We start from the raw sequence: 21,161 nt of genomic DNA on the forward strand, positions 1-21,161 counted from the left end.
GCGGACACCATCCCGGGGCCTTCGTCTCAGGCGAGGCTCAGACGGCCTCGACCACCTGCATCGGAGCCACGTCGTCACCGCCGTCCGCCGAAGGCTTCGGCGCTCCGGTCTTCAGCGGCACCTCCTTGACGAACAGCGCCGCGACGAGCACGACCACCGCGATCCCCGCACCCAGCAGGAACGCCGAGTGCGTACCGGCGGACACCGCGTGCTGGTAGGCCTCCCGCGCCACGGCGGGCAGCTTGGCCAGGCTCTTCGCGTCCAGCTGCGCCGACTTCTCGGTGACGCCCTTGCCCAGGGCACCGGCCCGCTCGGCCATCACATGCTTGACGCGGTCGTTGAACAGCGCGCCCATGATGGCCACGCCGAAGGAGGAGCCGAGCGTACGGAACAAGGTGGTGGACGAGGAGGCCACCCCCATGTCCTTCATCTCCACGCTGTTCTGCGCGACGAGCATGGTGATCTGCATCAGGCAGCCCATGCCCAGGCCCAGCACGGCCATGTAGAGGCCGGAGGTCAGCCGGGTGGTCCCCGTGTCCATCAGCGACAGCAGATACAGCCCGGCGATCATCAGCGCGCCACCGACGATCGGGAAGATCTTGTAGCGGCCGCTGCTGGTGGTGACCCGGCCCGCGACCATCGAGGTCACGAGCATCGCGCCGAGCATCGGCAGGAGCAGCAGACCGGAGTTGGTCGCCGAGGCGCCCTGCACCGACTGCTGGTACAGCGGGAGGTAGAGCGTGGCTCCGAACATCACGAAGCCGGTGATGAATCCGATGAGGGACATCAGGGTGAAGTTGCGGCTGCGGAACATGTGCAGCGGTACGACCGGCTCGGCGGCCCTCGTCTGCCAGAACACGAACCCGATCAGCGCGGCGACGCCGATGCCGATCAGCTCCATGATCCGTGCGGAGGTCCAGGCGTACTCGGTGCCGCCCCACGTGGTGACCAGCACGATCGAGGTGATGCCGACGGTCAGCAGCAGCACGCCCCAGTAGTCGATGCGCGCCTCGGCCCGCTTCTTCGGCAGGTGCAGCACGGCGCTGACCAGAGCCAGGGCGACGGCGCCCAGCGGCAGGTTGATGTAGAAGGACCAGCGCCAGCCCCAGTTGTCGGTGATGGTGCCGCCGACCAGCGGACCGCCGATCATCGCCAGCGCCATCACGCCGGCCATCATGCCGGTGTACTTGCCGCGCTCCCGCGGCGGGATCAGGTCGCCGATGATCGCCATGACGCCGACCATCAGGCCGCCGGCCCCCAGGCCCTGTATGGCCCGGAACCCGATCAGCTCGCCCATGTTCTGCGCCATGCCGCTGAGCGCGGAGCCGATCAGGAAGATCACGATCGAGGTGAGGAAGGCGCCCTTGCGCCCGTACATGTCGCCGAGCTTGCCCCAGATCGGGGTGGAGGCGGCGGTGGCCAGGGTGTAGCCGGTGACCACCCAGGACAGGTGCTCCAGGCCGCCCAGCTCGCCCACGATCGTCGGCATCGCCGTACCCACGATCATGTTGTCGAGCATCGCGAGCATCATCGCGATCATGAGCGCGAGCAGGACGACGCGCACACTTCGGGGCCGTTTACTCTCCGTGATGATTTCTGCTGTGTCCGCCATCTCTTCTCACTCCCCCTACCACGGCTACTTACTTGCCGCCCGGCTAGTTCATTACACTGGGAAGGTAGCCCCGTAACTAGCCGGGCGTCAAGTAAGTTTCCGCGGAAGCGCGAGGAGTACGAGGATGGGCGTCACCATGGACGGCACCAAGCAGCAGCGCCGCGGCAACACCCGCCAGCGCATCCAGGACGTCGCGCTCGAACTCTTCGCGGAGCAGGGCTACGAGAAGACCTCTCTGCGCGAGATCGCCGAGCGTCTCGACGTGACGAAAGCGGCCCTGTACTACCACTTCAAGACCAAGGAAGAGATCATCGTCAGCGTCTTCGAGGACCTGACGGAGCCGATCGTGGACCTGATCGAGTGGGGCCGCAGCCAGCCGCACAGCCTGGAGACCAAGCAGGAGATCGTACGGCGCTACAGCGAGGCCCTGGCCGGCGCCGAGCCCCTGTTCCGCTTCATGCAGGAGAACCAGGCGACGGTACGGGAACTGCGCATCGGCGACACCTTCAAGGACCGGATGCGCGGCCTGCGCGACATCCTCATCGACCCGGAGGCCGACCTCGTCGACCAGGTGCGCTCGGTCAGCGCGATGTTCACCCTGCACGCCGGGATGTTCGTGATGCAGGACCTGGAGGGCGACCCCGAGAAGAAGCGCGAGGCGGTACTCGAGGTCGCCATGGACCTGGTGACACAGGCGCACGAGCACGCCCGCCGCACGCGGTAGGCCAGAACGTCACGCCCCGGGCGCGCAGGAACGCGAACGTCCCTCGAGGCCTGCTTCACCTGGGGCGCGGATCCCGCCCGGGACCGGTGAGAGGTATGTCGCGCCTGCGGCTCACCGGCGGCCCGAACCGGCGGGCACGAGAATGTGACGCACGCCTCTGGTCACCTACCGTTCAGTAACCCTACGGTTCCCCTCGCGCCACCCGCACCTCAGATCATGCCCCTGACATTTCAGGACGCGTACGGACGCGCGTACGGACGTGAGAGGACCCCCACCGATGACCAGACGCCCCCGGGCGCTCCGCATCTGCGCGACCGCCGTCTGCGTGGCCGCCCTGACCGCCCTGGCCGCCCCGGCCCAGGCGGCGGACGACACGGCGACGGCCACCAGAACCTCCTCCGGGAAGGTCGACTACCCCACCTGGCAGAAGGACTGCCAGGCGGTGATGGACCAGGCCCTGCCGTACCTGAAGGAGCGCATCGCCGAGGCCGAGCCGGGTGAGAGGCAGGCGATCGTCTTCGACATCGACAACACCACTCTGGAGACCGACTTCGGCTTCAGCTACCCGCAGCCTGCCAACAAGCCCGTCCTGAACGTCGCGCGGTACGCCCAGGAGCACGGCGTCTCGCTGTTCTTCGTCACGGCCCGCCCGGGCATCATCTACCTGCCCACCGAGTACAACCTCGAGCACGACGGCTACGACGTCTCCGGCCTCTACGTCCGCGGCCTGTTCGACCTCTTCAGGGGCGTCGCCGCCTACAAGACCGCCCAGCGCGTCGACATCGAGAACAAGGGCTACACGATCATCGCGAACATCGGGAACAGCGCCACCGACCTTTCCGGCGGCCACGCCGAGAAGACCTTCAAGCTGCCTGACTACAACGGGCAGTTGTCGTAGGCCGCGGTTTTCCGGCACGAAGAAGGGGCCGGTGCTGTGCGGCACCGGCCCCTTTCGATTCGGCCGATTCGGCCGGAGACTTACGCGTCCTTGCTCAGGTTCGGACCGGCACCGCCGGCCGCCTGCTCGATCGGCGGGACGTCGGGAAGCGCCGACTTCTCCTCACCGCGGAAGGTGAACTTCTGGGCCTCGCCCTCGCCCTCGGTGTCCACGACCACGATGTGACCGGGGCGCAGCTCGCCGAAGAGGATCTTCTCCGAGAGGGTGTCCTCGACCTCGCGCTGGATCGTACGGCGCAGCGGCCGGGCACCCAGCACCGGGTCGTAACCCTTCTTGGCCAGCAACTCCTTGGCGGACTGGGAGAGCTCGATGCCCATGTCCCGGTCCTTCAGGCGCTCGTCCACCTTGCTGATCATCAGGTCGACGATCCGCAGGATGTCCTCCTGCGTCAGCTGCGGGAAGACCACCACATCGTCGACGCGGTTGAGGAACTCGGGGCGGAAGTGCTGCTTGAGCTCGTCCGACACCTTGTTCTTCATGCGCTCGTAGTTGGTCTTCGTGTCACCCGCGGCGGCGAAGCCGAGGTTGAAGCCCTTGGAGATGTCCCGGGTGCCGAGGTTGGTCGTCATGATGATGACCGTGTTCTTGAAGTCCACGACCCGGCCCTGGGAGTCGGTCAGGCGACCGTCCTCCAGGATCTGCAGCAGCGAGTTGAAGATGTCCGGGTGGGCCTTCTCCACCTCGTCGAACAGGACGACGGAGAACGGCTTGCGGCGCACCTTCTCGGTCAGCTGGCCGCCCTCTTCGTAGCCCACGTAGCCGGGGGGCGAACCGAAGAGACGCGAGACCGTGTGCTTCTCGCTGAACTCCGACATGTCGAGGGAGATCAGCGCGTCCTCGTCACCGAAGAGGAACTCGGCGAGCGCCTTGGACAGTTCGGTCTTACCGACACCGGACGGGCCGGCGAAGATGAACGAACCACCCGGACGCTTCGGGTCCTTCAGGCCGGCGCGCGTACGGCGGATCGCCTTCGACAGCGCCTTGACGGCGTCGTTCTGGCCGATGACCCGCTTGTGCAGCTCGTCCTCCATGCGGAGCAGGCGGCTGGACTCCTCCTCGGTCAGCTTGAAGACCGGGATGCCGGTGGCCGTGGCGAGGACCTCGGCGATCAGCTCGCCGTCGACCTCGGCGACGACGTCCATGTCGCCGGCCTTCCACTCCTTCTCCCGCTTGGCCTTGGCGGCCAGGAGCTGCTTCTCCTTGTCGCGCAGGGAGGCGGCCTTCTCGAAGTCCTGCGAGTCGATCGCGGACTCCTTGTCCCGGCGGACGGCGGCGATCTTCTCGTCGAACTCGCGCAGGTCCGGCGGAGCGGTCATCCGGCGGATGCGCATCCTCGATCCGGCCTCGTCGATCAGGTCGATCGCCTTGTCCGGCAGGAAGCGGTCGGAGATGTAGCGGTCGGCCAGGGTGGCCGCCTGGACCAGGGCCTCGTCCGTGATGGAGACGCGGTGGTGCGCCTCGTAGCGGTCGCGCAGGCCCTTGAGGATCTCGATCGTGTGCGGCAGGGACGGCTCGGCGACCTGGATGGGCTGGAAGCGGCGCTCCAGGGCCGCGTCCTTCTCCAGGTGCTTGCGGTACTCGTCCAGCGTGGTCGCACCGATGGTCTGCAGCTCGCCGCGGGCCAGCATCGGCTTCAGGATGGAGGCGGCGTCGATGGCGCCCTCGGCGGCACCCGCACCGACCAGCGTGTGCAGCTCGTCGATGAACAGGATGATGTCGCCGCGGGTGCGGATCTCCTTGAGCACCTTCTTCAGGCGCTCCTCGAAGTCACCGCGGTAGCGGGAGCCGGCGACCAGGGCGCCGAGGTCCAGCGTGTAGAGGTGCTTGTCCTTCAACGTCTCGGGCACCTCGCCCTTGACGATGGCCTGGGCGAGGCCCTCGACGACGGCGGTCTTGCCGACGCCGGGCTCACCGATCAGCACCGGGTTGTTCTTGGTACGGCGGGACAGCACCTGCATGACCCGCTCGATCTCCTTCTCGCGCCCGATGACCGGGTCGAGCTTGGACTCACGGGCGGCCTGGGTGAGGTTCCGGCCGAACTGGTCCAGGACGAGGGAGGTCGAGGGAGTGCCCTCGGCCGGGCCGCCTGCGGTGGCGGTCTCCTTGCCCTGGTACCCGGAGAGCAGCTGGATGACCTGCTGCCGCACCCGGTTGAGGTCTGCGCCCAGCTTGACCAGGACCTGGGCGGCGACGCCCTCGCCCTCGCGGATCAGGCCGAGCAGGATGTGCTCCGTGCCGATGTAGTTGTGGCCCAGCTGAAGAGCCTCTCGGAGCGACAGCTCCAGGACCTTCTTGGCACGGGGGGTGAAGGGGATGTGCCCGGACGGGGCCTGCTGGCCCTGGCCGATGATCTCCTCCACCTGCTGGCGGACCGCCTCGAGCGAAATGCCGAGGCTCTCCAGGGCCTTAGCGGCGACACCTTCACCCTCGTGGATGAGACCCAGGAGGATGTGCTCGGTGCCGATGTAGTTGTGGTTGAGCATCCGGGCTTCTTCCTGAGCCAGGACGACAACCCGCCGCGCGCGGTCGGTGAACCTCTCGAACATCGTTAATCGCTCCTCAGAGCGGTCAGGCAGTGGGGGGAACTTCCCCTCCCTGTCCTTCCGCAGCTTAGTCCCGCAAGCGGGGACCGCTCATTCCAACTGCCGACACCGTCGATGGCCTCCTGACCGTGTGCGCCGACATCTGCTCCAACCCGATGGTGCGAGACGATGTTCCCGCAGGCCAGGCAGTTACCCCACTCGCCACTACGCCGATGGCGAACGTGAGACGGCCTCTCCTGCGCGTCGCCCCCTCCCACTAGGCATGTCTTACCCGCAGCCACTGACACTCCATGCGGCGCGCACCGGTTCCCTCCGCTATGGGCGAACAACCTTGCGCCTCCCCGCACCCCCACGCGCTCCTGCTTCCGGCACCGTGTGCGATCAATTGAGTACCCAGCGTAACCCTCGTGACGGTTCGGCGGTTGCACTTGGCATGGTCGGCTCGGTCCCCACAGCCTCGACGGTCCCCCACCCCCGTCGCCCTCTCGATCCGGACGCATCGGACGCCCGCGGTCTTCCGGCCTGCCCGGAGGTCCGGGCCCGGCACTGGTACGAGAACGAGCTGGGCTGGGCGACCGTGCCCGGACGGCCGCTGCGGCTGGTCACGGGGGTGCGGTTCGACGTCCTGGACGTGCCCGCCGAGGCGGGCGCGGCGGCGCTCCGGCATCTCGCGCAGGCCTCTCCGGTGGCGCTCCAGGGGGACCGGATGCGGCTGCTGGTGGCCCCGGGCAGCGCGGAGGAACTGCCGGGCCTGCTGGATTGGCTGGAGTGGAGCGGCGTGACCCTCGACCTGCGGGCCTCGGGCGAAGGCGGGGCGATGGAGGCACCGGCCCCGCCGGGAGGCGCTCTTCCGTGGGCCGAAACCGTGCAGGGGGCCGCCGTGTGGTTGCGGCCCCCTGGGGCTGGAGGGGAGGTCGAGGCCTCGCTGCCGGCGCTGCCGGCCGTCGGGCGCGGTCGGAGCGCCCACGATCTCGTACGGCTGCTGGACACGGTGGCAGCGGGGTGTCACCGGATCCGGCTGCGGCGCCCGCGCACCGGGCCGCCGGCCGCCTGCCGGCGGGGTCAGCCGTTGGCCTTCTCGTAGGCCTCGCGAATGGAAGCGGGAACACGACCGCGGTCGTTGACCTCGTAACCGTTCTGCTTCGCCCAGGCGCGGATCGCCGCGGTGTCCTGGTTGCCACCGGAAGCGGCACGGACCTTTCCACGTCCGCCCGACGCCCGGCCACCGGTGCGACGACCACCCTTCACGTAGGGGTCGAGAAGGCCACGCAGTTTGTCCGCGTTGGCGGTCGTGAGGTCGATCTCGTACGTCTTGCCGTCCAGCGCGAACGTCACGGTCTCGTCCGCCTCGCCGCCGTCGAGGTCGTCGACAAGAAGGACCTGAACCTTCTGTGCCACCGGATTTCCTTTCATCGATAACGTTGAGGGGCCGGGGGGTGAGCGGCGTCCGCCGTTTCGCCGCCCCTGTTATATGCAGTACTGCAGTACGTCGGAAAGCAAACCGCTTTTGCCGGAAAAACACAAACCCCTGGGAGAGGACCGGTAGAGGACCGACAGGCCGCCTCCGCCCGGAAACATGCGCGTTTCGGACATAGGGCACCGGGGCAATGACGATCACAGATGCAGAAGCATCCGGCTGTTGCCCAAGGTGTTCGGTTTCACCCGTTCGAGACCCAGGAACTCCGCGACGCCCTCGTCATAGGAACGCAACAGCTCCGCGTACACATCGGTGTCGACCGGTGTCTCCCCGATCTCCACGAAGCCGTGCTTCCCGAAGAAGTCCACTTCGAAGGTCAGGCAGAAAACACGGCGAACACCGAGCCAGCGCGCGGTCTGAAGCAACTTCTCCAGCAGCTGATGACCGACGCCGGCGCCCTTGAGGCCGGGCTTCACCGCGAGAGTGCGGACTTCCGCGAGGTCCTCCCACATGACGTGCAGCGCGCCGCAGCCGACCACCTCGGCGTTGTCGTCGCGTTCCGCGACCCAGAACTCCTGGATGTCCTCGTAAAGCGTGACCGTGGCTTTGTCGAGCAGGATGCGGTCACGGACGTAGGCGTCGAGGAGGCGGCGTACGGCCGGGACGTCGCCGGTCCGGGCACGCCGGACGGTGAGGGCCCTTGCGGTGACTTCGGGACGCTCTGCAGACATGGGCGGACGCTATCGCCCGTCGCCGCCCTGCGCCGAGTCGGGGTTCTCCTCGCCGGGCTCGGGGTTCTCCCGGCCGGGATCGGGGATGGTATCCGCGATTTCCGGTCCCTGAACGATGCGTACGGCGTCCCTGAGGGACCGGCGCTGTTCCTCGCTCATCATCCCGAAGAAGGCGACGAGAGCGGCGGCCGGGTTGTCGCTCTGCGACCAGGCGTCGTTCATGAGGGCGGCGGCGTACGCGGCTCGCGTCGAGACGGCCTCATATCGATAGGCCCGCCCTTCCGCCTCGCGGCGCACCCAGCCCTTCTGATGAAGATTGTCCAAAACGGTCATCACGGTGGTGTACGCGATCGAGCGTTCCTGCTGGAGGTCTTCCAGGACTTCTCGAACGGTCACCGGGCGGTTCCACTTCCACACCCGCGTCATGACCGCGTCTTCGAGTTCTCCCAATGGGCGAGGCACAACTCAGAACAATAGTGGGAGAACCGGTCAATGGCGTGCCGGACGTGCACCAACCCTAGGAATGCGAACAAAAAGGGCGCACGGCTCGGGACGCACGAGGGCACCGAGAGCCGTACGCGGGTGTGCGCAGGGGGCGACCGGCCGTGGCTGTCCCAGGGATCGCCTCGGCTGCCGCCTCGCGGGACGGGAACGGGCGCGGGCCGGAACCCGGCCGCCGGGCGGGTCAGGCGTCGCCGGCGGCGGAGGCCTGCCGCGCGCTCTCGGCGCGGGCGAGGGCGGCGTCGACGGCCGCGTCCTCCTTGGTCTTGGCGGCTCCGCCCTGGGTCTTCACGATCACCCTGACCACACCGATGAAGAACACGGCCATCACGACCGGGGGCACGAGCGCGGCGACGTAGTCCATGCCCACCAGAGTAGCCACGGCGCACCGGGCGAAAGGTACGGGGGCCACAAACCCCGCGCGGGACGCCGGGCCGGCCGGAGGAAGGAGGCCCGAAACCCGCCGGCCCACCCGCACCCGTCGAGGCAGGACCGGCCCACCAGGTCCCCGAGCCGACGATGCCCGCACAAGTGGCGCGGGGAACCCCGGACCCGCCCGGAGGCGGGTGCCCGGCGTCGGTCAGCCGGCCGCCAGCTGGTGGGTCTCGGCGGGGGCAGCGGGAGGCGTGGGCTTGCGGCGCGGGAAGACCTCCCCCGGCGTCGGAATGGGCCGCTTCGGCGCCGCGGGCTCCTCGCCGGGCCGTTCCCCGGGCGTCGGCGCGGGTTTGGGTGCGGGTTGCTTCCGCGGAGGCCTCTGGGCCGGTTTCTGCGGCTCTCCCGCCTGTTCCGCGGCCCGGTGGACCCCTGGCACCGCGTCGCCGCCCGGAAGGGCCAGCAGGCGCGTTCTGGAGGCCGGCACGGCGGGCGCCGGCACCTTGCGCGCGCCCTGCGCGAACCGGGCCCGTACGTCCTGCTCGGCCAGCGCCCGGCAGCGGTCGAGCAGCGCGGCCGCCACCGGGTTGCCGCGCAGCGCCCGCAGCGCCGCGAGATCGTCCGGCGTCGGCCGGTACCCGGCCGCCAGCGCCTCCTCCAGGAGGGCGAGGTAGCCGGTGGCGGTGCCCGGCAGTGCGGCCCGGTACCTGCCGAGGTCGGCCACCAGGAATGCGCGCAGTCTCGCTCCCTCGCGCATCGCCTCGTCGAGCGCCTCGGCGAGCCGGAAGCAGTCCTGGGCGTCCTCGGCGGACGTCTGGCCGGGGTGAAGGGCGAGGGCGAGGGCGCGGCGGAGCACGTGCAGCTCCTCCACGCCGAACGCCATGCCGCCGCGGGATCCGTATGGCGTGGGCATGCGGCGACGCTACCGCTAATCGGACAAAAGTGACGAAAGCGGCATATTGTTTCGCCGCGTGTCGCTCCCGGTTCCCCCGACCGGGGTCATGTCACCGTGCCACGCACGCCACCGGAACGAGGCACACGCGCGTGGAACGCGAGAACCGCCGAGGCCGGGGCGCCGGCCACCTCACAGCCGCGACACGTTCCGCTCGTACACCAGCCGCAGCCCGATCAGCGTCAGCCACGGCTGGTGCTCGTCGATCACCGAGGACTCCCCGAGCACCATCGGCGCGAGCCCGCCCGTGGCGATCACCCGCACGTCGTCCGGGTCGTGGGCCAGCTCCCGCGCCATCCGGCCGACGACCCCGTCGACCTGACCGGCGAAGCCGTACACGATGCCCGACTGCATGGCCTCGACCGTGTTCTTGCCGATGACGCTGCGCGGCCGGGCCACCTCGATCTTCCGCAGCTGCGCGCCCTTCACGCCGAGCGCCTCGACGGAGATCTCGATGCCGGGCGCGATGACCCCGCCGACGTACTCCCCACGCGCGGAGACCGCGTCGAACGTGGTGGCCGTACCGAAGTCGACGACGATCGCCGGGCCGCCGTACAGCTCGACGGCCGCGACCGCGTTGATGATCCGGTCCGCGCCGACCTCCTTGGGGTTGTCGGTGAGGATCGGCACGCCCGTCTTCACGCCCGGCTCGACCAGCACGGCGGGCACGTCGCCGTAGTAGCGCCGGGTGACCTCGCGCAGCTCGTGCAGCACCGACGGGACGGTGGCGCAGATCGCGATGCCGTCGATGCCGTCGCCCAGCTCGTCGCCGAGCAGCGGGTGCATGCCCATCAGCCCCTGGAGCAGCACCGCCAGCTCGTCCGCGGTACGGCGGGCGTCCGTGGAGATGCGCCAGTGCTCGACGATGTCCTCGCCGTCGAACAGGCCGAGGACGGTGTGGGTGTTGCCGACGTCGATCGTGAGGAGCATGACCGTTACTCCGCCTCGCGCAGGTCGAGGCCGACGTCCAGGATCGGCGCCGAGTGGGTGAGCGCGCCGACGGCCAGGAAGTCCACGCCCGTGTCGGCGTACACGCGCGCGGTGTCGAGCGTGAGCCGGCCGGAGGCCTCCAGCAGGGCCCGGCCGCGCACGATCCCGACGGCCTCCGCGCACTCGTCCGGCGTGAAGTTGTCCAGCAGGATCAGGTCCGCGCCCGCCTCGACGACCTCCCGCAGCTGGTGCAGGGTGTCTACCTCGACCTCGATGGGGACGTCCGGGAAGCTCTCCCGTACGGCCTTGAAGGCCTGGGCCACGCCACCGGCGGCGATCACGTGGTTGTCCTTGACCAGTGCCGCGTCGGACAGTGACATGCGGTGGTTGACGCCGCCGCCGCAGCGGACGGCGAACTTCTCCAGCGAGCGCAGGCCGGGCGTCGTCTTGCGGGTGTCCCGCACGCGCGTCCCGGTGCCCTCCAGCGCGTCCGCCCACGCGCGCGTGGCGGTCGCGATGCCGGACAGGCGGCACAGGACGTTCAGCGCGCTGCGCTCGGCGGTCAGCAGGTCACGCGTGCGCGTGGTGACCGACAGCAGCTTCTGCCCGGCCTCGACCCGCTCGCCGTCCTCGACGTGCCGCTCGACCTCGAACTCGTCCGTGCACACCACGGAGAGCACGGCCTCGGCGACCCTGAGACCCGCCACCACGCCGCTCTCTCGCGCGGTGAAGTCGCCGGTGGCGACGGCGTCCTCCGGGATGGTGGAGACGGTCGTCACGTCCACGCCGCCGTCCAGGTCCTCCTGGATGGCCACGTTGGCGATGTCCTCGACCTCCAGTGGGTCGAGTCCGGCGGCGGTCAGCAGCTCGGCGAGCGCGGGGTCGAGCCCGCTCTCCAGGTACTCCTCGTCGCCCTCCGCGCCGCAGGCGCAGCCGTCACCGCAGCCGCCGGTGGGGGCGAGGGGAAGGTCGTCGGTGCTCACGTTCGTCACTGCTCCTGGGCGCTGGTGTTACCGGGTCGGGGGGAAGTCTGCGGTGTCGGTCGTGTGCACGGCCAGCGACCGGTCGGGGTTCAGCCGTACGACGATGTGCCGCCGCCACCGGGTGTCGTCGCGCTCGGCGCGGTCCTCGCGCCAGTGGCAGCCGCGGGTCTCCTCGCGCAGCCGCGCGGCGGCGACCAGGACGCGGGCGACGCACAGGAGGTTGGTGGCCTCCCAGGTGTCGACGCCGGGCTCGGCGGTCTTGCCGTTCTCCTCCAGGGCGTCGCGGGCGTCCGAGTGCAGCCGCTGGAGCTGTTCGGCGGCCCTGGCGAGGGACTCCTCGGAGCGCAGCACGCCGGCGCCCTCGGTCATGATCCGCTGGATGGCGAACCGCGTCTCGGGGGCGAGCAGCGGGTGGGCGGGCTTCCCGGGTTCGGGAACCGGCTGGGGCACGCGCGCGTGGAGGCCGTTCGCCCCCCGGGACCGCGCGATGTCCGCGGCGATCCGCTCGGCGTAGACGAGCCCTTCGAGGAGGCTGTTGGAGGCGAGCCGGTTGGCGCCGTGCACGCCGGTGCAGGCGACCTCGCCGCACGCGTACAGGCCGGGCACGGTCGTACGGCCGCGGGCGTCGGTGCGCACGCCCCCGGAGGCGTAGTGGGCGGCCGGGGCGATCGGGATGGGCTCGGTGACCGGGTCGATGCCGTTGGCGCGGCAGGCGGCCAGGATGGTCGGGAAGCGGTGCTCCCACATCTCGGCGCCGAAGTGCCGGGCGTCGAGGTACATGTGCTCTGCGCCCTGCTCCAGCATCCGCCGCAGGATGCCCTTCGCGACGATGTCCCGGGGCGCCAGCTCGGCCAGCTCGTGCTGCCCGACCATGAAGCGCACGCCGTCGGCGTCGACCAGGTGGGCGCCCTCGCCGCGCACCGCCTCGGAGACCAGTGGCTGCTGGCCCTCGGCCTCCGCACCGAGGAACAGCACGGTCGGGTGGAACTGCACGAACTCCAGGTCGGAGACCTCGGCGCCCGCGCGCAGCGCCAGCGCCACGCCGTCACCGGTGGACACCGAGGGGTTGGTGGTCGCGGAGAACACCTGGCCCATACCGCCGGTGGCGAGGACGACCGCGGGGGCGTGCACGGCGCCCACGCCGTCGTGCTGACCCTCGCCCATCACGTGCAGCGTGACACCGGCCGTACGGCCCTCGGCGTCGGTCAGCAGGTCCAGGACGAGCGCGTTCTCGATGGTGTGCAGGCCACGCGCGCGTACCGCCTCCACGAGGGCGCGGGAGACCTCCGCGCCGGTCGCGTCGCCGCCCGCGTGCGCGATCCGACGCCGGTGGTGGCCGCCCTCGCGGGTGAGCTGGATGTCGCCCTCGTCGTCGGTGTCGAAGTGGGCGCCGGTGGAGATCAGCCGCCGGACGGCGTCGGGGCCCTCGGTGACGAGGAGGCGTACGGCCTCCTCGTCGCACAGGCCCGCGCCCGCCACCAGGGTGTCCTCCAGGTGCTGCTCGGGCGTGTCGCCCTCACCGAGGGCGGCCGCGATGCCGCCCTGCGCCCAGCGTGTGGAGCCGTCGTCCAGGCGGGCCTTGGTGACGACCACGGTCGTCAGGCCCGCGGCCTCGCAGCGCAGGGCCGCGGTCAGGCCGGCCACCCCGGAACCGACGACGACGACGTCCGCGGCGATGGACCACCCGGGCGCGGGCGCGTGCAGTCGTATGCCTGTGCTGGTGCCTGTGCTGGTCACGAGGCGGCTCCGAGGGTTCCGAAGGTGAGGGGGAGGTTGTCGATCAGCCGGGTCGTGCCGACCCGCGCGGCGACGGCCAGGACGGCCTCGCCGGTGAAGTCGTCGCCGATCTCGGTGAAGTCGGACGGGTCGACGAGGGCGAGGTAGTCCAGTTCGAGCGGCGGGACGAAGCGTGCGGCCTCGTCCAGCACCTGGCGGGCGGCCGCGCGGACGGCGGCCGGGCCGCCGGGGGACGCCGTGGCGACCGCGTGCGCGTCCGCTGCGGCACGGGACTCCCCGAGGGCGCTCAGCGCCTCGGCACGCGCCTGCGTGGAGGGCACTTCGCGGGCACGCGCGCGCAGCGCCTCCTGCGCGGCGTGCCGGTCGCGGCCCGCGAAGAGGGCACGGGACAGCGCGAGCGCGGTGGCGCGCTCGGCCGGCGAGAGGTAACGGTTGCGGCTGGACAGGGCGAGCCCGTCCTCCTCGCGCACCGTCGGTACGGCGACGATCTCGACGCCGAAGTTCAGGTCTCGCACCATGCGCCGGATCAGGGCCAGCTGCTGGGCGTCCTTCTGGCCGTACAGGGCCACGTCGGGGCGGGTGAGGTGCAGCAGCTTGGCGACGACGGTGAGCATGCCGTCGAAGTGGCCGGGCCGCGAGGCGCCCTCCAGGCGTTCGCCCATGGGCCCGGCGCTGATCCGGACCCGAGGGGCGCCGCCGGGGTAGACCTCGTCCACCGAGGGGGCGAACACCACGTCCGCTCCGGCCTGTTCGGCCATCTTCAGGTCGGCGTCGAGGGTGCGCGGGTAACGGTCCAGGTCCTCACCCGCGCCGAACTGCAGCGGGTTGACGAAGACGGTGACGACGACCTCGCCGTCCGGTCCGGCGACCTCGCGCGCGGTGCGGATCAGGGTGGCGTGGCCCTCGTGCAGGGCGCCCATGGTCATCACGACGGCGCGGCGACCACTGCGCACGCGCGCGTGCAGCTCGTCGGCGGTGCTCAGCAGGGCGGTGGTCATCGGTCGTTCCCCTCGGTGCCGGTGGTGCCCGGGCCGTTCGTGCCGTCGGCCTCATCGGCCAGCACGCCGAGCAGGTCCTCGGCGAGTTCGGGCTTGAGCAGGCCGTGCGCGAGCGCTCGGTCGGCGGTCGCACGGGCCATCGCGACATAGCCCGCGACGGTCTGCGGGGCGTGCGCCCGCAGCTCGGTGATGTGCGCGGCGACCGTGCCCGCGTCCCCGCGCGCGACGGGCCCGGTGAGCGCCGCGTCGCCGGAGCGCAGCGCGTTGTCGAGGGCGGCGCCGAGCAGCGGGCCGAGCATCCGGTCGGGAGCCTCGACGCCCGCGGTGCGCAGCAGCTCCGTCGACTGGGCGACCAGCGTCACCAGGTGGTTCGCGCCGAGGGCGAGCGCCGCGTGGTACAGCGGGCGTTTCTCCTCACTGATCCACTCGGGCTCGCCACCCATCTCGATCACGAGGGCCTGAGCCGCGAGCCGCAGCTCCTCGGGGGCGGTGACGCCGAAGGAGCAGCCGGCCAGGCGCTGGACGTCCACCGGGGTGCCGGTGAAGGTCATCGCGGGGTGCAGGGCCATCGGCAGCGCGCCCGCGCGCAGGGCGGGGTCGAGGACCTTGGCGCCGTACCGGCCGGAGGTGTGCACGAGCAGCTGGCCGGGCCGTACCGCACCGGTTTCGGCGAGCCCGGAGACGAGTCCGGGCAGGACGTCGTCGGGAACGGTGAGCAGCACCAGGTCGGCGTGCTGGAGAACCTCGGCGGGCGACACCAGCGGCACGTCCGGGAGCATGGCCTCGGCACGCCGCCGGGAGGCGTCGGAGACACCGGAGACGGCCACCGGGTGGTGCCCGGCGAGCTGGAGGGACGCGGCGAGCGCGGGACCCACGCGGCCGGCGCCGACGACACCGACGGTGAGCCGCGCGGGGCGGTCCTTGAGGTCTTGCTGGTGGACTGTACTCACGCGACGGCGGCCTTCCCGTTCCAGTCCGCTCTGGGTACCGGACGATTTCTCGTCATGTTAACGCTATCTCGGTCCTGAGCGGACTGGTCGTCCACAGGCTGTGGGTTACGCCACGCCGTCACCGGCCCCGCGGTGCGGCGCCGCGACGCGTCCTCGCGGGGAAATCCGGCTGTCCGTCCGGGCCGGCGCACGGCATGATCCGCCCATGACCGATGAGACGCGACCGGACGAAGAGCAGCGGGAACGGCGGCAGGCGGAGCAGTCCCCGGAGGAAGGCACGCGGGCGCGGCGCCGGGCCGCCTTCGCGAAGGCGGAGCGCGTGCTGGCGCGACCGGGCGCCGGGCGCACCATCCGCGAGCGGCTGGCGGACCTCCACCGGGTGGCGCCCGAGGTGTACGACCTGGACCAGCCCCCGGACGTGTACGGCGACGGAATCGTGGCGGACCTGGAGGAGCGGGTCGCGTCCCTGCTCGGCACGGAGGCGGCCGCCTTCTTCCCGACCGGCACGATGGCCCAGCAGGTGGCGCTGCGCTGCTGGGCCGGCCGCACCGGCGACCGCACGGTGGCCCTGCACGCCCTGGCCCATCCGGAGGTGCACGAACGGCACGCCTTCAGCGAGGTCAGCGGGTTGCGACCGGTACGGGTGACCAGTGAGCCCCGGCTGCCGACCGCCGCCGAGATACGCGACTTCGGCGAGCCCTTCGGGACGCTGATGCTCGAACTGCCGCTGCGGGACGCCGGTTTCGTGCTGCCCACCTGGGAGGAACTGACCGAGGTCGTCGAGGCGGCACGGGAGCGCGACGCGGTCGTGCACTTCGACGGCGCGCGCCTGTGGGAGAGCACGGTCCGTCTCGGCCGTCCGCTTGCGGAGATCGCGGACCTGGCGGACAGCGTCTACGTGTCGTTCTACAAGTCCCTCGACGGCTTCGGCGGTGCCGCGCTGGCCGGTCCGAAGACGCTGGTGGAGGAGGCGAGAACATGGCGCCACCGGTACGGCGGCATGGTCTTCCAGCAGTTCCCCACGGTGCTGTCGGCGCTCGCCGGACTCGAGCGCGAACTGCCCCGGCTGCCGGACTACGTGCGGCACGCGCGCGTGGTCGCCGCCGCGCTGCGCGAGGGCTTCGCCGCGGCCGGCGTCCCGTGGGCGCGGGTGCACCCCGGGGAACCGCACACCCACGACTTCCAGGTCTGGCTGCCGTACGAGCCCGAGGTCCTCACGGAGGCGGCCGTACGCCAGGCCGAGGAGACAGGGACGTATCTGTTCGCCCGCCCCTGGGACCACGGCGGCCCCGGGCTGTCCTTCACCGAGGTCGCCGTACGCTCCGAGGGCCTCCGGTGGACGGCGGACGACGTGAGGACGGCCGTCGCAGGCTTCGTGACGCGCCTGCCGAGGCCGTGATCACAGGCAGGCCCGGCGTTCGTCCTCAGCCGTGCCCGCCCGCGCGGACCAGCCCCGTCTCGTAGGCCAGCACCACGACCTGGACCCGGTCGCGCAGGCCGAGCTTGGTGAGGATGCGGCCCACGTGGGTCTTCACCGTGGCCTCGCTCAGGACCAGCCGGGCCGCGATCTCGCCGTTGGACAGGCCCTGCGCGACCAGCACCATGACCTCGCGCTCACGGTCGGTGAGCCGCTCCAGCTCCTTGTGCCGCGGCTCCTTGCCGGTGGAGGGCAGCATCGGCGCGAAACGGTCCAGCAGGCGCCGGGTGGTGGACGGCGCCACGACCGCGTCGCCGCTGTGCACCGCGCGGATGGCCCCCAGCAGGTCACCGGGCGGCACGTCCTTGAGCATGAATCCGGAGGCACCTGCCTTCAGCCCGGAGAAGGCGTACTCGTCCAGGTCGAAGGTGGTGAGGATCAGCACCTTCGGCGGGTCGGCCTCGGCGCAGATCCGCCGGGTGGCCTCCACGCCGTCCAGCTTGGGCATGCGGACGTCCATCAGGACGACGTCGACGGGCGTGGACTTCAGCACCTGCAGGGCCTCGACGCCGTCGCCCGCCTCCGCGACGACCTCCATGTCCGGCTGGGCGGCGAGCACCATCCGGAACCCGGTGCGCAGCAGCACCTGGTCGTCGACGAGCATCACGCGGATCGTCATCGGGCCTCTTTCGTTCGGGACGGGCGGTCTGGGGTTCTCGGCGGGTGTCACCGGTGTGACAGGTGTCGACCGACGGCGTGCGACTGCGTCAGTGCGCCGGTTTGAGCGGGAGCAGGACGCTGATGCGGAATCCTCCGCCCGGCCGCGGGCCGGCGTCCAGGGTGCCGCCCACCATGCCGACCCGCTCGCGCATGCCGATCAGGCCGTGCCCCCGGCCGTCGGCACCGCCCTCCTCGTACAGCTCGTGCGGGGCGCCCTTGCCGTCGTCCTCGACGAGCAGGCCGAGCCCGTCGTCGAAGTAGACCAGCCGCACGCTCGCGCCCGCGCCCGGCCCGCCGTGCTTGCGGGTGTTGGTGAGCGCCTCCTGCACGATCCGGTAGGCGGTCAGCTCCACGCCGCTCGGCAGCGGACGCGGGGTGCCCTCGACCTTGAAGTCGACCGGGAGGCCGGAGCTTCGGCACTGCTCGACGAGGTCGTCGATCTGCTCGACGTCCGGCTGGGGGACGTACTCCCCGCTCTCCCGGTGCTCCCCGGTGCGCAGCACGCCCAGCAGGCGGCGCATCTCGGCGAGCGCCTGGCGGCCGGTGGAGGAGATCGTCTCCAGCGCCTTCCTGGCCTGGTCGGGGGCGGCGTCCAGGACATACGCGGCACCGTCGGCCTGCACCACCATCACCGACACGTTGTGTGCGACGACATCGTGCAGCTCGCGCGCTATGCGAGCGCGCTCGGCGGCCACCGCGACCTTCGACTGCGCCTCACGTTCCTTCTCCAGACGGGCCGCGCGCTCCTCCAGCTGGGCGAAGTAGGCGCGCCGGGTACGCATCGAGTCGCCGAGCACCCAGGCGAGCGCGAAGGGCACCGTCTGGAAGGCGACTATGGCGATCCGGCCGAGGAAGCCGGCGTGCTCGGCCGGCCAGCGGAGCTGGGCGAAGGCCGCCGCGCACAGGCTCACGACGAGCGCGAGCCGGGAGGCCCAGCGCGCGCCGACCGCCGCCACCGTGTAGGTGATCACCAGCATCGCGAAGTCGGCGGCGGTCGTCTCGACGTCCAGCACCAGCTGGACCAGTCCCACCGCGAGGGCGAGCAGCAGCATCGACTCCGGGAAACGGCGGCGCAGCGCGACGACGACGCACAGGACGGCCGACACGGTCACCCCCGCCACGAGCGTCATGTGGTGACCGGGCGCCCCGCTCAGATTGACCACGCTCACGCCGGACAGCCCGAACAGGGCGACGGCCCAGAAGGTGTCGACCCACGTCGGGTGGCGGCGGAGGAAGTCATAGAGGCGCTGCACGTAACCCAGAGTAGGGAAACCGGCTGCATGCAGGGGTCAACCGGAGGGCCGATCCATGCCCGGCGCGTGTACTCCGCAAGGTGGAGGCGTTGATCAACTGTGCGCCTACTCTGGTGCGGTGACGGATGGGACGGCGCGGGAAGCGGAACAGCGCCCCGGCGAGGGGCGCGCGCCGCGCGGCTGGCGCGTGGCGGCCGAGGCGGCCCTGTACGGCTCCGGTGGCTTCTACCGCCGTCCGGAGGGCCCGGCCGGCCACTTCCGCACGTCCGTGCACGCCTCCGCGCTGTTCGCGCTGGCCGTGGCGCGGCTGCTGTGCCGGGTCGACGAAGCGCTGGGCCGGCCGGCCGCGCTGGATTTCGTCGACATGGGCGCGGGGCGCGGCGAACTGGTCGCGGGGGTGCTGGCGGCCCTGCCGACGGACGTGGCCGTACGCACGCGTGCGTACGCCGTCGAACGCGCCGACCGCCCGGCCGGTCTCGACGGACGCATCACCTGGCTGGACACGCCCCCGGCCGCCGTCACCGGGCTGCTCTTCGCCAACGAATGGCTGGACAACGTGCCCGTGGACGTCGCCGAGATCGATCCCGCGGGCCTGCCCCGGCTGGTGCTCGTCGCCGGTGACGGCAGCGAGCGCCTCGGGGAACCGGTGACCGGCGCGGACGCGGACTGGCTCGCCCGGTGGTGGCCGTTGCGGCCCGAGGAAGGGCTGCGCGCGGAGATCGGGCTGCCCCGCGACGTGGCGTGGGCCTCGGTGGTGCACCGGGTGGTGCGCGGGCTCGCGGTGGCCGTGGACTACGCGCACACCGCCGACGCGCGCCCCCCGTTCGGGACGCTGACGGGCTTTCGGGACGGCCGCGAGACGGCGCCGGTGCCCGACGGATCGTGCGACATCACGGCCCACGTCGCCCTGGACGCCTGCGCGACGGCTCCCACGGCGCACACATCCGCGGACACACACTCCGGTCCGGCGCGCGTCCTGCCCCCCGCGCGTCTGCTCACGCAGCGCGCCGCCCTGCGCGCTCTCGACATCACCGGCGCGCGCCCCCCGCTCGCACTGGCCTCCACGGATCCCACGGCCTACGTGCGCGCCCTCGCGAACGCCGGGGAGGCCGCCGAACTCACCGCCCCGGGCGGACTCGGCGACTTCGGCTGGCTGCTCCAGCCGGTCGGGATCGCGGACCCGCTCGCCTGAGCCCGCGGCCCCCCTACTTGTCGATGTCGCCGACCACGAAGAACATCGAGCCCAGGATCGCCACCATGTCCGCCACCAGCGTCCCCGGCAGCAGCTCGGTCAGCGCCTGGATGTTGTTGTACGAGGCCGAGCGCAGCTTCAGCCGGTACGGCGTCTTCTCGCCCTTGCTGACCAGGTAGTAGCCGTTGATGCCGAGCGGGTTCTCGGTCCACGCGTACGTGTGTCCCTCGGGCGCCTTCAGCACCTTGGGCAGCCGCTGGTTGATCGGCCCGGGCGGCAGCTCGGCGAGCCGGTCCAGGCAGACGTCCGCGAGGTCGAGCGCGTTGTGCGTCTGCTCCAGCAGGACCTCGAACCGGGCAAGGCAGTCCCCCTCGCCCCGGGTGACGACCCTCAGGGTGTCCTGGAGGTCGCCGTAGGCCAGGTACGGCTCGTCGCGGCGCAGGTCGAAGTCCACGCCCGAGGCGCGCGCGATGGGCCCGCTGACGCCGTACGCGTGCACGGTCTGCGGCGCCAGCACCCCCACTGCGCGCGTGCGCCCGCGGAAGATCTCGTTGCCGAGGACCAGGTCGTCGAAGACGTCCATGCGCGAGCGCACGTCGGCCACGGCGGCACGCGCGCGTGCGGTCCACCCGGCCGGCAGGTCCTCCTTGAGGCCGCCGACCCGGTTGAACATGTAGTGCATGCGCCCGCCGGAGATCTCCTCCATGACGTTCTGGAGCACCTCGCGCTCCCGGAACGCGTAGAACACCGGCGTGATCCCGCCCAGCTCCAGCGGATAGGAGCCGAGGAACATCAGGTGGTTCAGGACCCGGTTCAGCTCGGCCAGCAGCGTGCGCGTCCACACCGCGCGCTCGGGCACCTCCATGCCGAGCATCCGCTCCACGGCGAGGACGACGCCCAGCTCGTTCGAGAACGCCGACAGCCAGTCGTGGCGATTGGCGAGCACGATGATCTGGCGGTAGTCGCGCGCCTCGAAGAGCTTCTCGGCGCCGCGGTGCATGTAGCCGATCACCGGCTCCGCGCGCACGATGCGCTCCCCGTCCAGCACCAGCCTGAGCCGCAGCACCCCGTGCGTGGACGGGTGCTGGGGCCCGATGTTGAGCACCATGTCGGTGCTTTCCGCGGCGCCGCCGATCCCGACCGTGGTCTCCGTCGTAGGAGTCATGGCCCC

20 protein-coding genes are annotated in these 21,161 nt (G+C 71.2%); 5 read left to right on the forward strand and 15 right to left on the reverse strand.

Annotated elements, in window-relative coordinates:
• Positions 1–37: 37 nt before the first annotated feature.
• Positions 38–1,612: an MDR family MFS transporter gene (locus tag AC5WRT_RS23530; protein WP_496095798.1), complete on the reverse strand. Its 1,575-nt coding sequence runs from the start codon at positions 1,610–1,612 to the stop codon at positions 38–40.
• Positions 1,613–1,736: 124 nt separating this feature from the next.
• Between AC5WRT_RS23530 and AC5WRT_RS23535 the strand changes: the two genes are divergently transcribed.
• Both AC5WRT_RS23535 and AC5WRT_RS23540 read left to right on the forward strand, forming a co-directional pair.
• On the forward strand, positions 1,737–2,336 hold the full coding sequence (locus AC5WRT_RS23535) for a TetR/AcrR family transcriptional regulator (protein ID WP_496095797.1): 600 nt from the start codon (positions 1,737–1,739) through the stop codon (positions 2,334–2,336).
• Positions 2,337–2,613: 277 nt separating this feature from the next.
• Entirely contained in the window at positions 2,614–3,234 is a 621-nt protein-coding gene (locus tag AC5WRT_RS23540; RefSeq protein ID WP_496095796.1) for an HAD family acid phosphatase, read from the forward strand.
• Between the two features lie 80 nt (positions 3,235–3,314).
• Here AC5WRT_RS23540 and AC5WRT_RS23545 read toward each other — a convergent pair whose 3' ends face one another.
• On the reverse strand, positions 3,315–5,840 hold the full coding sequence (locus tag AC5WRT_RS23545; protein WP_496095795.1) for an ATP-dependent Clp protease ATP-binding subunit: 2,526 nt from the start codon (positions 5,838–5,840) through the stop codon (positions 3,315–3,317).
• A gap of 430 nt (positions 5,841–6,270) precedes the next feature.
• Between AC5WRT_RS23545 and AC5WRT_RS23550 the strand changes: the two genes are divergently transcribed.
• Positions 6,271–6,921 (forward strand): SCO3374 family protein, encoded by a 651-nt coding sequence (locus AC5WRT_RS23550; protein WP_496095794.1) that lies wholly within the window; start codon positions 6,271–6,273, stop codon positions 6,919–6,921.
• Here AC5WRT_RS23550 and AC5WRT_RS23555 read toward each other — a convergent pair.
• The 10 genes from AC5WRT_RS23555 to AC5WRT_RS23600 form a co-directional block, all read right to left on the reverse strand.
• Positions 6,900–7,235 carry a histone-like nucleoid-structuring protein Lsr2 gene (locus AC5WRT_RS23555; RefSeq protein WP_496095793.1) on the reverse strand — a complete coding sequence of 112 codons (336 nt, stop codon included), beginning with the start codon at positions 7,233–7,235 and terminating at the stop codon, positions 6,900–6,902. The genes AC5WRT_RS23550 and AC5WRT_RS23555 overlap by 22 nt on opposite strands.
• Positions 7,236–7,451: 216 nt before the next feature.
• On the reverse strand, positions 7,452–7,985 hold the full coding sequence (locus AC5WRT_RS23560; protein ID WP_496095792.1) for an amino-acid N-acetyltransferase: 534 nt from the start codon (positions 7,983–7,985) through the stop codon (positions 7,452–7,454).
• A gap of 9 nt (positions 7,986–7,994) precedes the next feature.
• A complete protein-coding gene (locus tag AC5WRT_RS23565; protein WP_496095791.1) occupies positions 7,995–8,411 on the reverse strand; it encodes a BlaI/MecI/CopY family transcriptional regulator in 417 nt (138 codons plus the stop codon).
• Between the two features lie 259 nt (positions 8,412–8,670).
• Complete coding sequence (locus tag AC5WRT_RS23570; RefSeq protein WP_496095790.1) at positions 8,671–8,850, reverse strand: hypothetical protein; 180 nt, start codon at positions 8,848–8,850, stop codon at positions 8,671–8,673.
• 216 nt (positions 8,851–9,066) lie between these two features.
• Positions 9,067–9,741 carry a hypothetical protein gene (locus AC5WRT_RS23575; RefSeq protein ID WP_496095822.1) on the reverse strand — a complete coding sequence of 225 codons (675 nt, stop codon included), beginning with the start codon at positions 9,739–9,741 and terminating at the stop codon, positions 9,067–9,069.
• 201 nt (positions 9,742–9,942) lie between these two features.
• Positions 9,943–10,740, reverse strand: a complete 798-nt coding sequence (locus AC5WRT_RS23580) for a type III pantothenate kinase (protein WP_496095789.1) — start codon at positions 10,738–10,740, stop codon at positions 9,943–9,945.
• A 5-nt stretch (positions 10,741–10,745) separates the two neighbouring features.
• Positions 10,746–11,723, reverse strand: coding sequence for a carboxylating nicotinate-nucleotide diphosphorylase (gene nadC / locus AC5WRT_RS23585; RefSeq protein ID WP_496095788.1), 978 nt, complete (start codon positions 11,721–11,723; stop codon positions 10,746–10,748).
• A 27-nt stretch (positions 11,724–11,750) separates the two neighbouring features.
• Positions 11,751–13,460 carry an L-aspartate oxidase gene (locus AC5WRT_RS23590; protein WP_496095787.1) on the reverse strand — a complete coding sequence of 570 codons (1,710 nt, stop codon included), beginning with the start codon at positions 13,458–13,460 and terminating at the stop codon, positions 11,751–11,753.
• Complete coding sequence (gene panC, locus AC5WRT_RS23595; RefSeq protein ID WP_496095786.1) at positions 13,457–14,458, reverse strand: pantoate--beta-alanine ligase; 1,002 nt, start codon at positions 14,456–14,458, stop codon at positions 13,457–13,459. Before panC ends, AC5WRT_RS23590 begins: the two co-directional genes overlap by 4 nt.
• Positions 14,455–15,408 carry a Rossmann-like and DUF2520 domain-containing protein gene (locus AC5WRT_RS23600; protein WP_496095785.1) on the reverse strand — a complete coding sequence of 318 codons (954 nt, stop codon included), beginning with the start codon at positions 15,406–15,408 and terminating at the stop codon, positions 14,455–14,457. Before AC5WRT_RS23600 ends, panC begins: the two co-directional genes overlap by 4 nt.
• A gap of 205 nt (positions 15,409–15,613) precedes the next feature.
• On the opposite strand from AC5WRT_RS23600, the gene AC5WRT_RS23605 reads away from it, so the two are divergent.
• Positions 15,614–16,807 (forward strand): threonine aldolase family protein, encoded by a 1,194-nt coding sequence (locus tag AC5WRT_RS23605; RefSeq protein WP_496095784.1) that lies wholly within the window; start codon positions 15,614–15,616, stop codon positions 16,805–16,807.
• 25 nt (positions 16,808–16,832) lie between these two features.
• Here the strand turns inward: AC5WRT_RS23605 and AC5WRT_RS23610 are convergent, their stop codons facing one another.
• The gene (locus AC5WRT_RS23610; protein WP_496095783.1) at positions 16,833–17,504 is read right to left on the reverse strand and encodes a response regulator transcription factor; all 672 of its coding nucleotides are present in this window, start codon (positions 17,502–17,504) and stop codon (positions 16,833–16,835) included.
• A gap of 88 nt (positions 17,505–17,592) precedes the next feature.
• Positions 17,593–18,798 carry a sensor histidine kinase gene (locus AC5WRT_RS23615; protein WP_496095782.1) on the reverse strand — a complete coding sequence of 402 codons (1,206 nt, stop codon included), beginning with the start codon at positions 18,796–18,798 and terminating at the stop codon, positions 17,593–17,595.
• A 118-nt stretch (positions 18,799–18,916) separates the two neighbouring features.
• On the opposite strand from AC5WRT_RS23615, the gene AC5WRT_RS23620 reads away from it, so the two are divergent.
• The gene (locus AC5WRT_RS23620) at positions 18,917–19,990 is read left to right on the forward strand and encodes an SAM-dependent methyltransferase (protein ID WP_496095781.1); all 1,074 of its coding nucleotides are present in this window, start codon (positions 18,917–18,919) and stop codon (positions 19,988–19,990) included.
• A 13-nt stretch (positions 19,991–20,003) separates the two neighbouring features.
• Here the strand turns inward: AC5WRT_RS23620 and AC5WRT_RS23625 are convergent, their stop codons facing one another.
• The gene (locus tag AC5WRT_RS23625; protein ID WP_496095780.1) at positions 20,004–21,155 is read right to left on the reverse strand and encodes an NADH-quinone oxidoreductase subunit D; all 1,152 of its coding nucleotides are present in this window, start codon (positions 21,153–21,155) and stop codon (positions 20,004–20,006) included.
• Positions 21,156–21,161: the final 6 nt, after the last annotated feature.

Source organism: Streptomyces sp. NTD91 (assembly GCF_059510455.1).

Bases quoted from the DNA above. Each gene is read 5' to 3' on its own strand.
- AC5WRT_RS23530 (WP_496095798.1), bottom strand. From the start codon at position 1,612: ATGGCGGACACAGCAGAAATCATCACGGAGAGTAAACGGCCCCGAAGT.
- AC5WRT_RS23535 (WP_496095797.1), top strand. From the start codon at position 1,737: ATGGGCGTCACCATGGACGGCACCAAGCAGCAGCGCCGCGGCAACACC.
- AC5WRT_RS23540 (WP_496095796.1), top strand. From the start codon at position 2,614: ATGACCAGACGCCCCCGGGCGCTCCGCATCTGCGCGACCGCCGTCTGC.
- AC5WRT_RS23545 (WP_496095795.1), bottom strand. From the start codon at position 5,840: ATGTTCGAGAGGTTCACCGACCGCGCGCGGCGGGTTGTCGTCCTGGCT.
- AC5WRT_RS23550 (WP_496095794.1), top strand. From the start codon at position 6,271: ATGGTCGGCTCGGTCCCCACAGCCTCGACGGTCCCCCACCCCCGTCGC.
- AC5WRT_RS23560 (WP_496095792.1), bottom strand. From the start codon at position 7,985: ATGTCTGCAGAGCGTCCCGAAGTCACCGCAAGGGCCCTCACCGTCCGG.
- AC5WRT_RS23565 (WP_496095791.1), bottom strand. From the start codon at position 8,411: ATGACGCGGGTGTGGAAGTGGAACCGCCCGGTGACCGTTCGAGAAGTC.
- AC5WRT_RS23570 (WP_496095790.1), bottom strand. From the start codon at position 8,850: ATGGACTACGTCGCCGCGCTCGTGCCCCCGGTCGTGATGGCCGTGTTC.
- AC5WRT_RS23575 (WP_496095822.1), bottom strand. From the start codon at position 9,741: ATGGCGTTCGGCGTGGAGGAGCTGCACGTGCTCCGCCGCGCCCTCGCC.
- AC5WRT_RS23580 (WP_496095789.1), bottom strand. From the start codon at position 10,740: ATGCTCCTCACGATCGACGTCGGCAACACCCACACCGTCCTCGGCCTG.
- panC (WP_496095786.1), bottom strand. From the start codon at position 14,458: ATGACCACCGCCCTGCTGAGCACCGCCGACGAGCTGCACGCGCGCGTG.
- AC5WRT_RS23605 (WP_496095784.1), top strand. From the start codon at position 15,614: ATGACCGATGAGACGCGACCGGACGAAGAGCAGCGGGAACGGCGGCAG.
- AC5WRT_RS23610 (WP_496095783.1), bottom strand. From the start codon at position 17,504: ATGACGATCCGCGTGATGCTCGTCGACGACCAGGTGCTGCTGCGCACC.
- AC5WRT_RS23625 (WP_496095780.1), bottom strand. From the start codon at position 21,155: ATGACTCCTACGACGGAGACCACGGTCGGGATCGGCGGCGCCGCGGAA.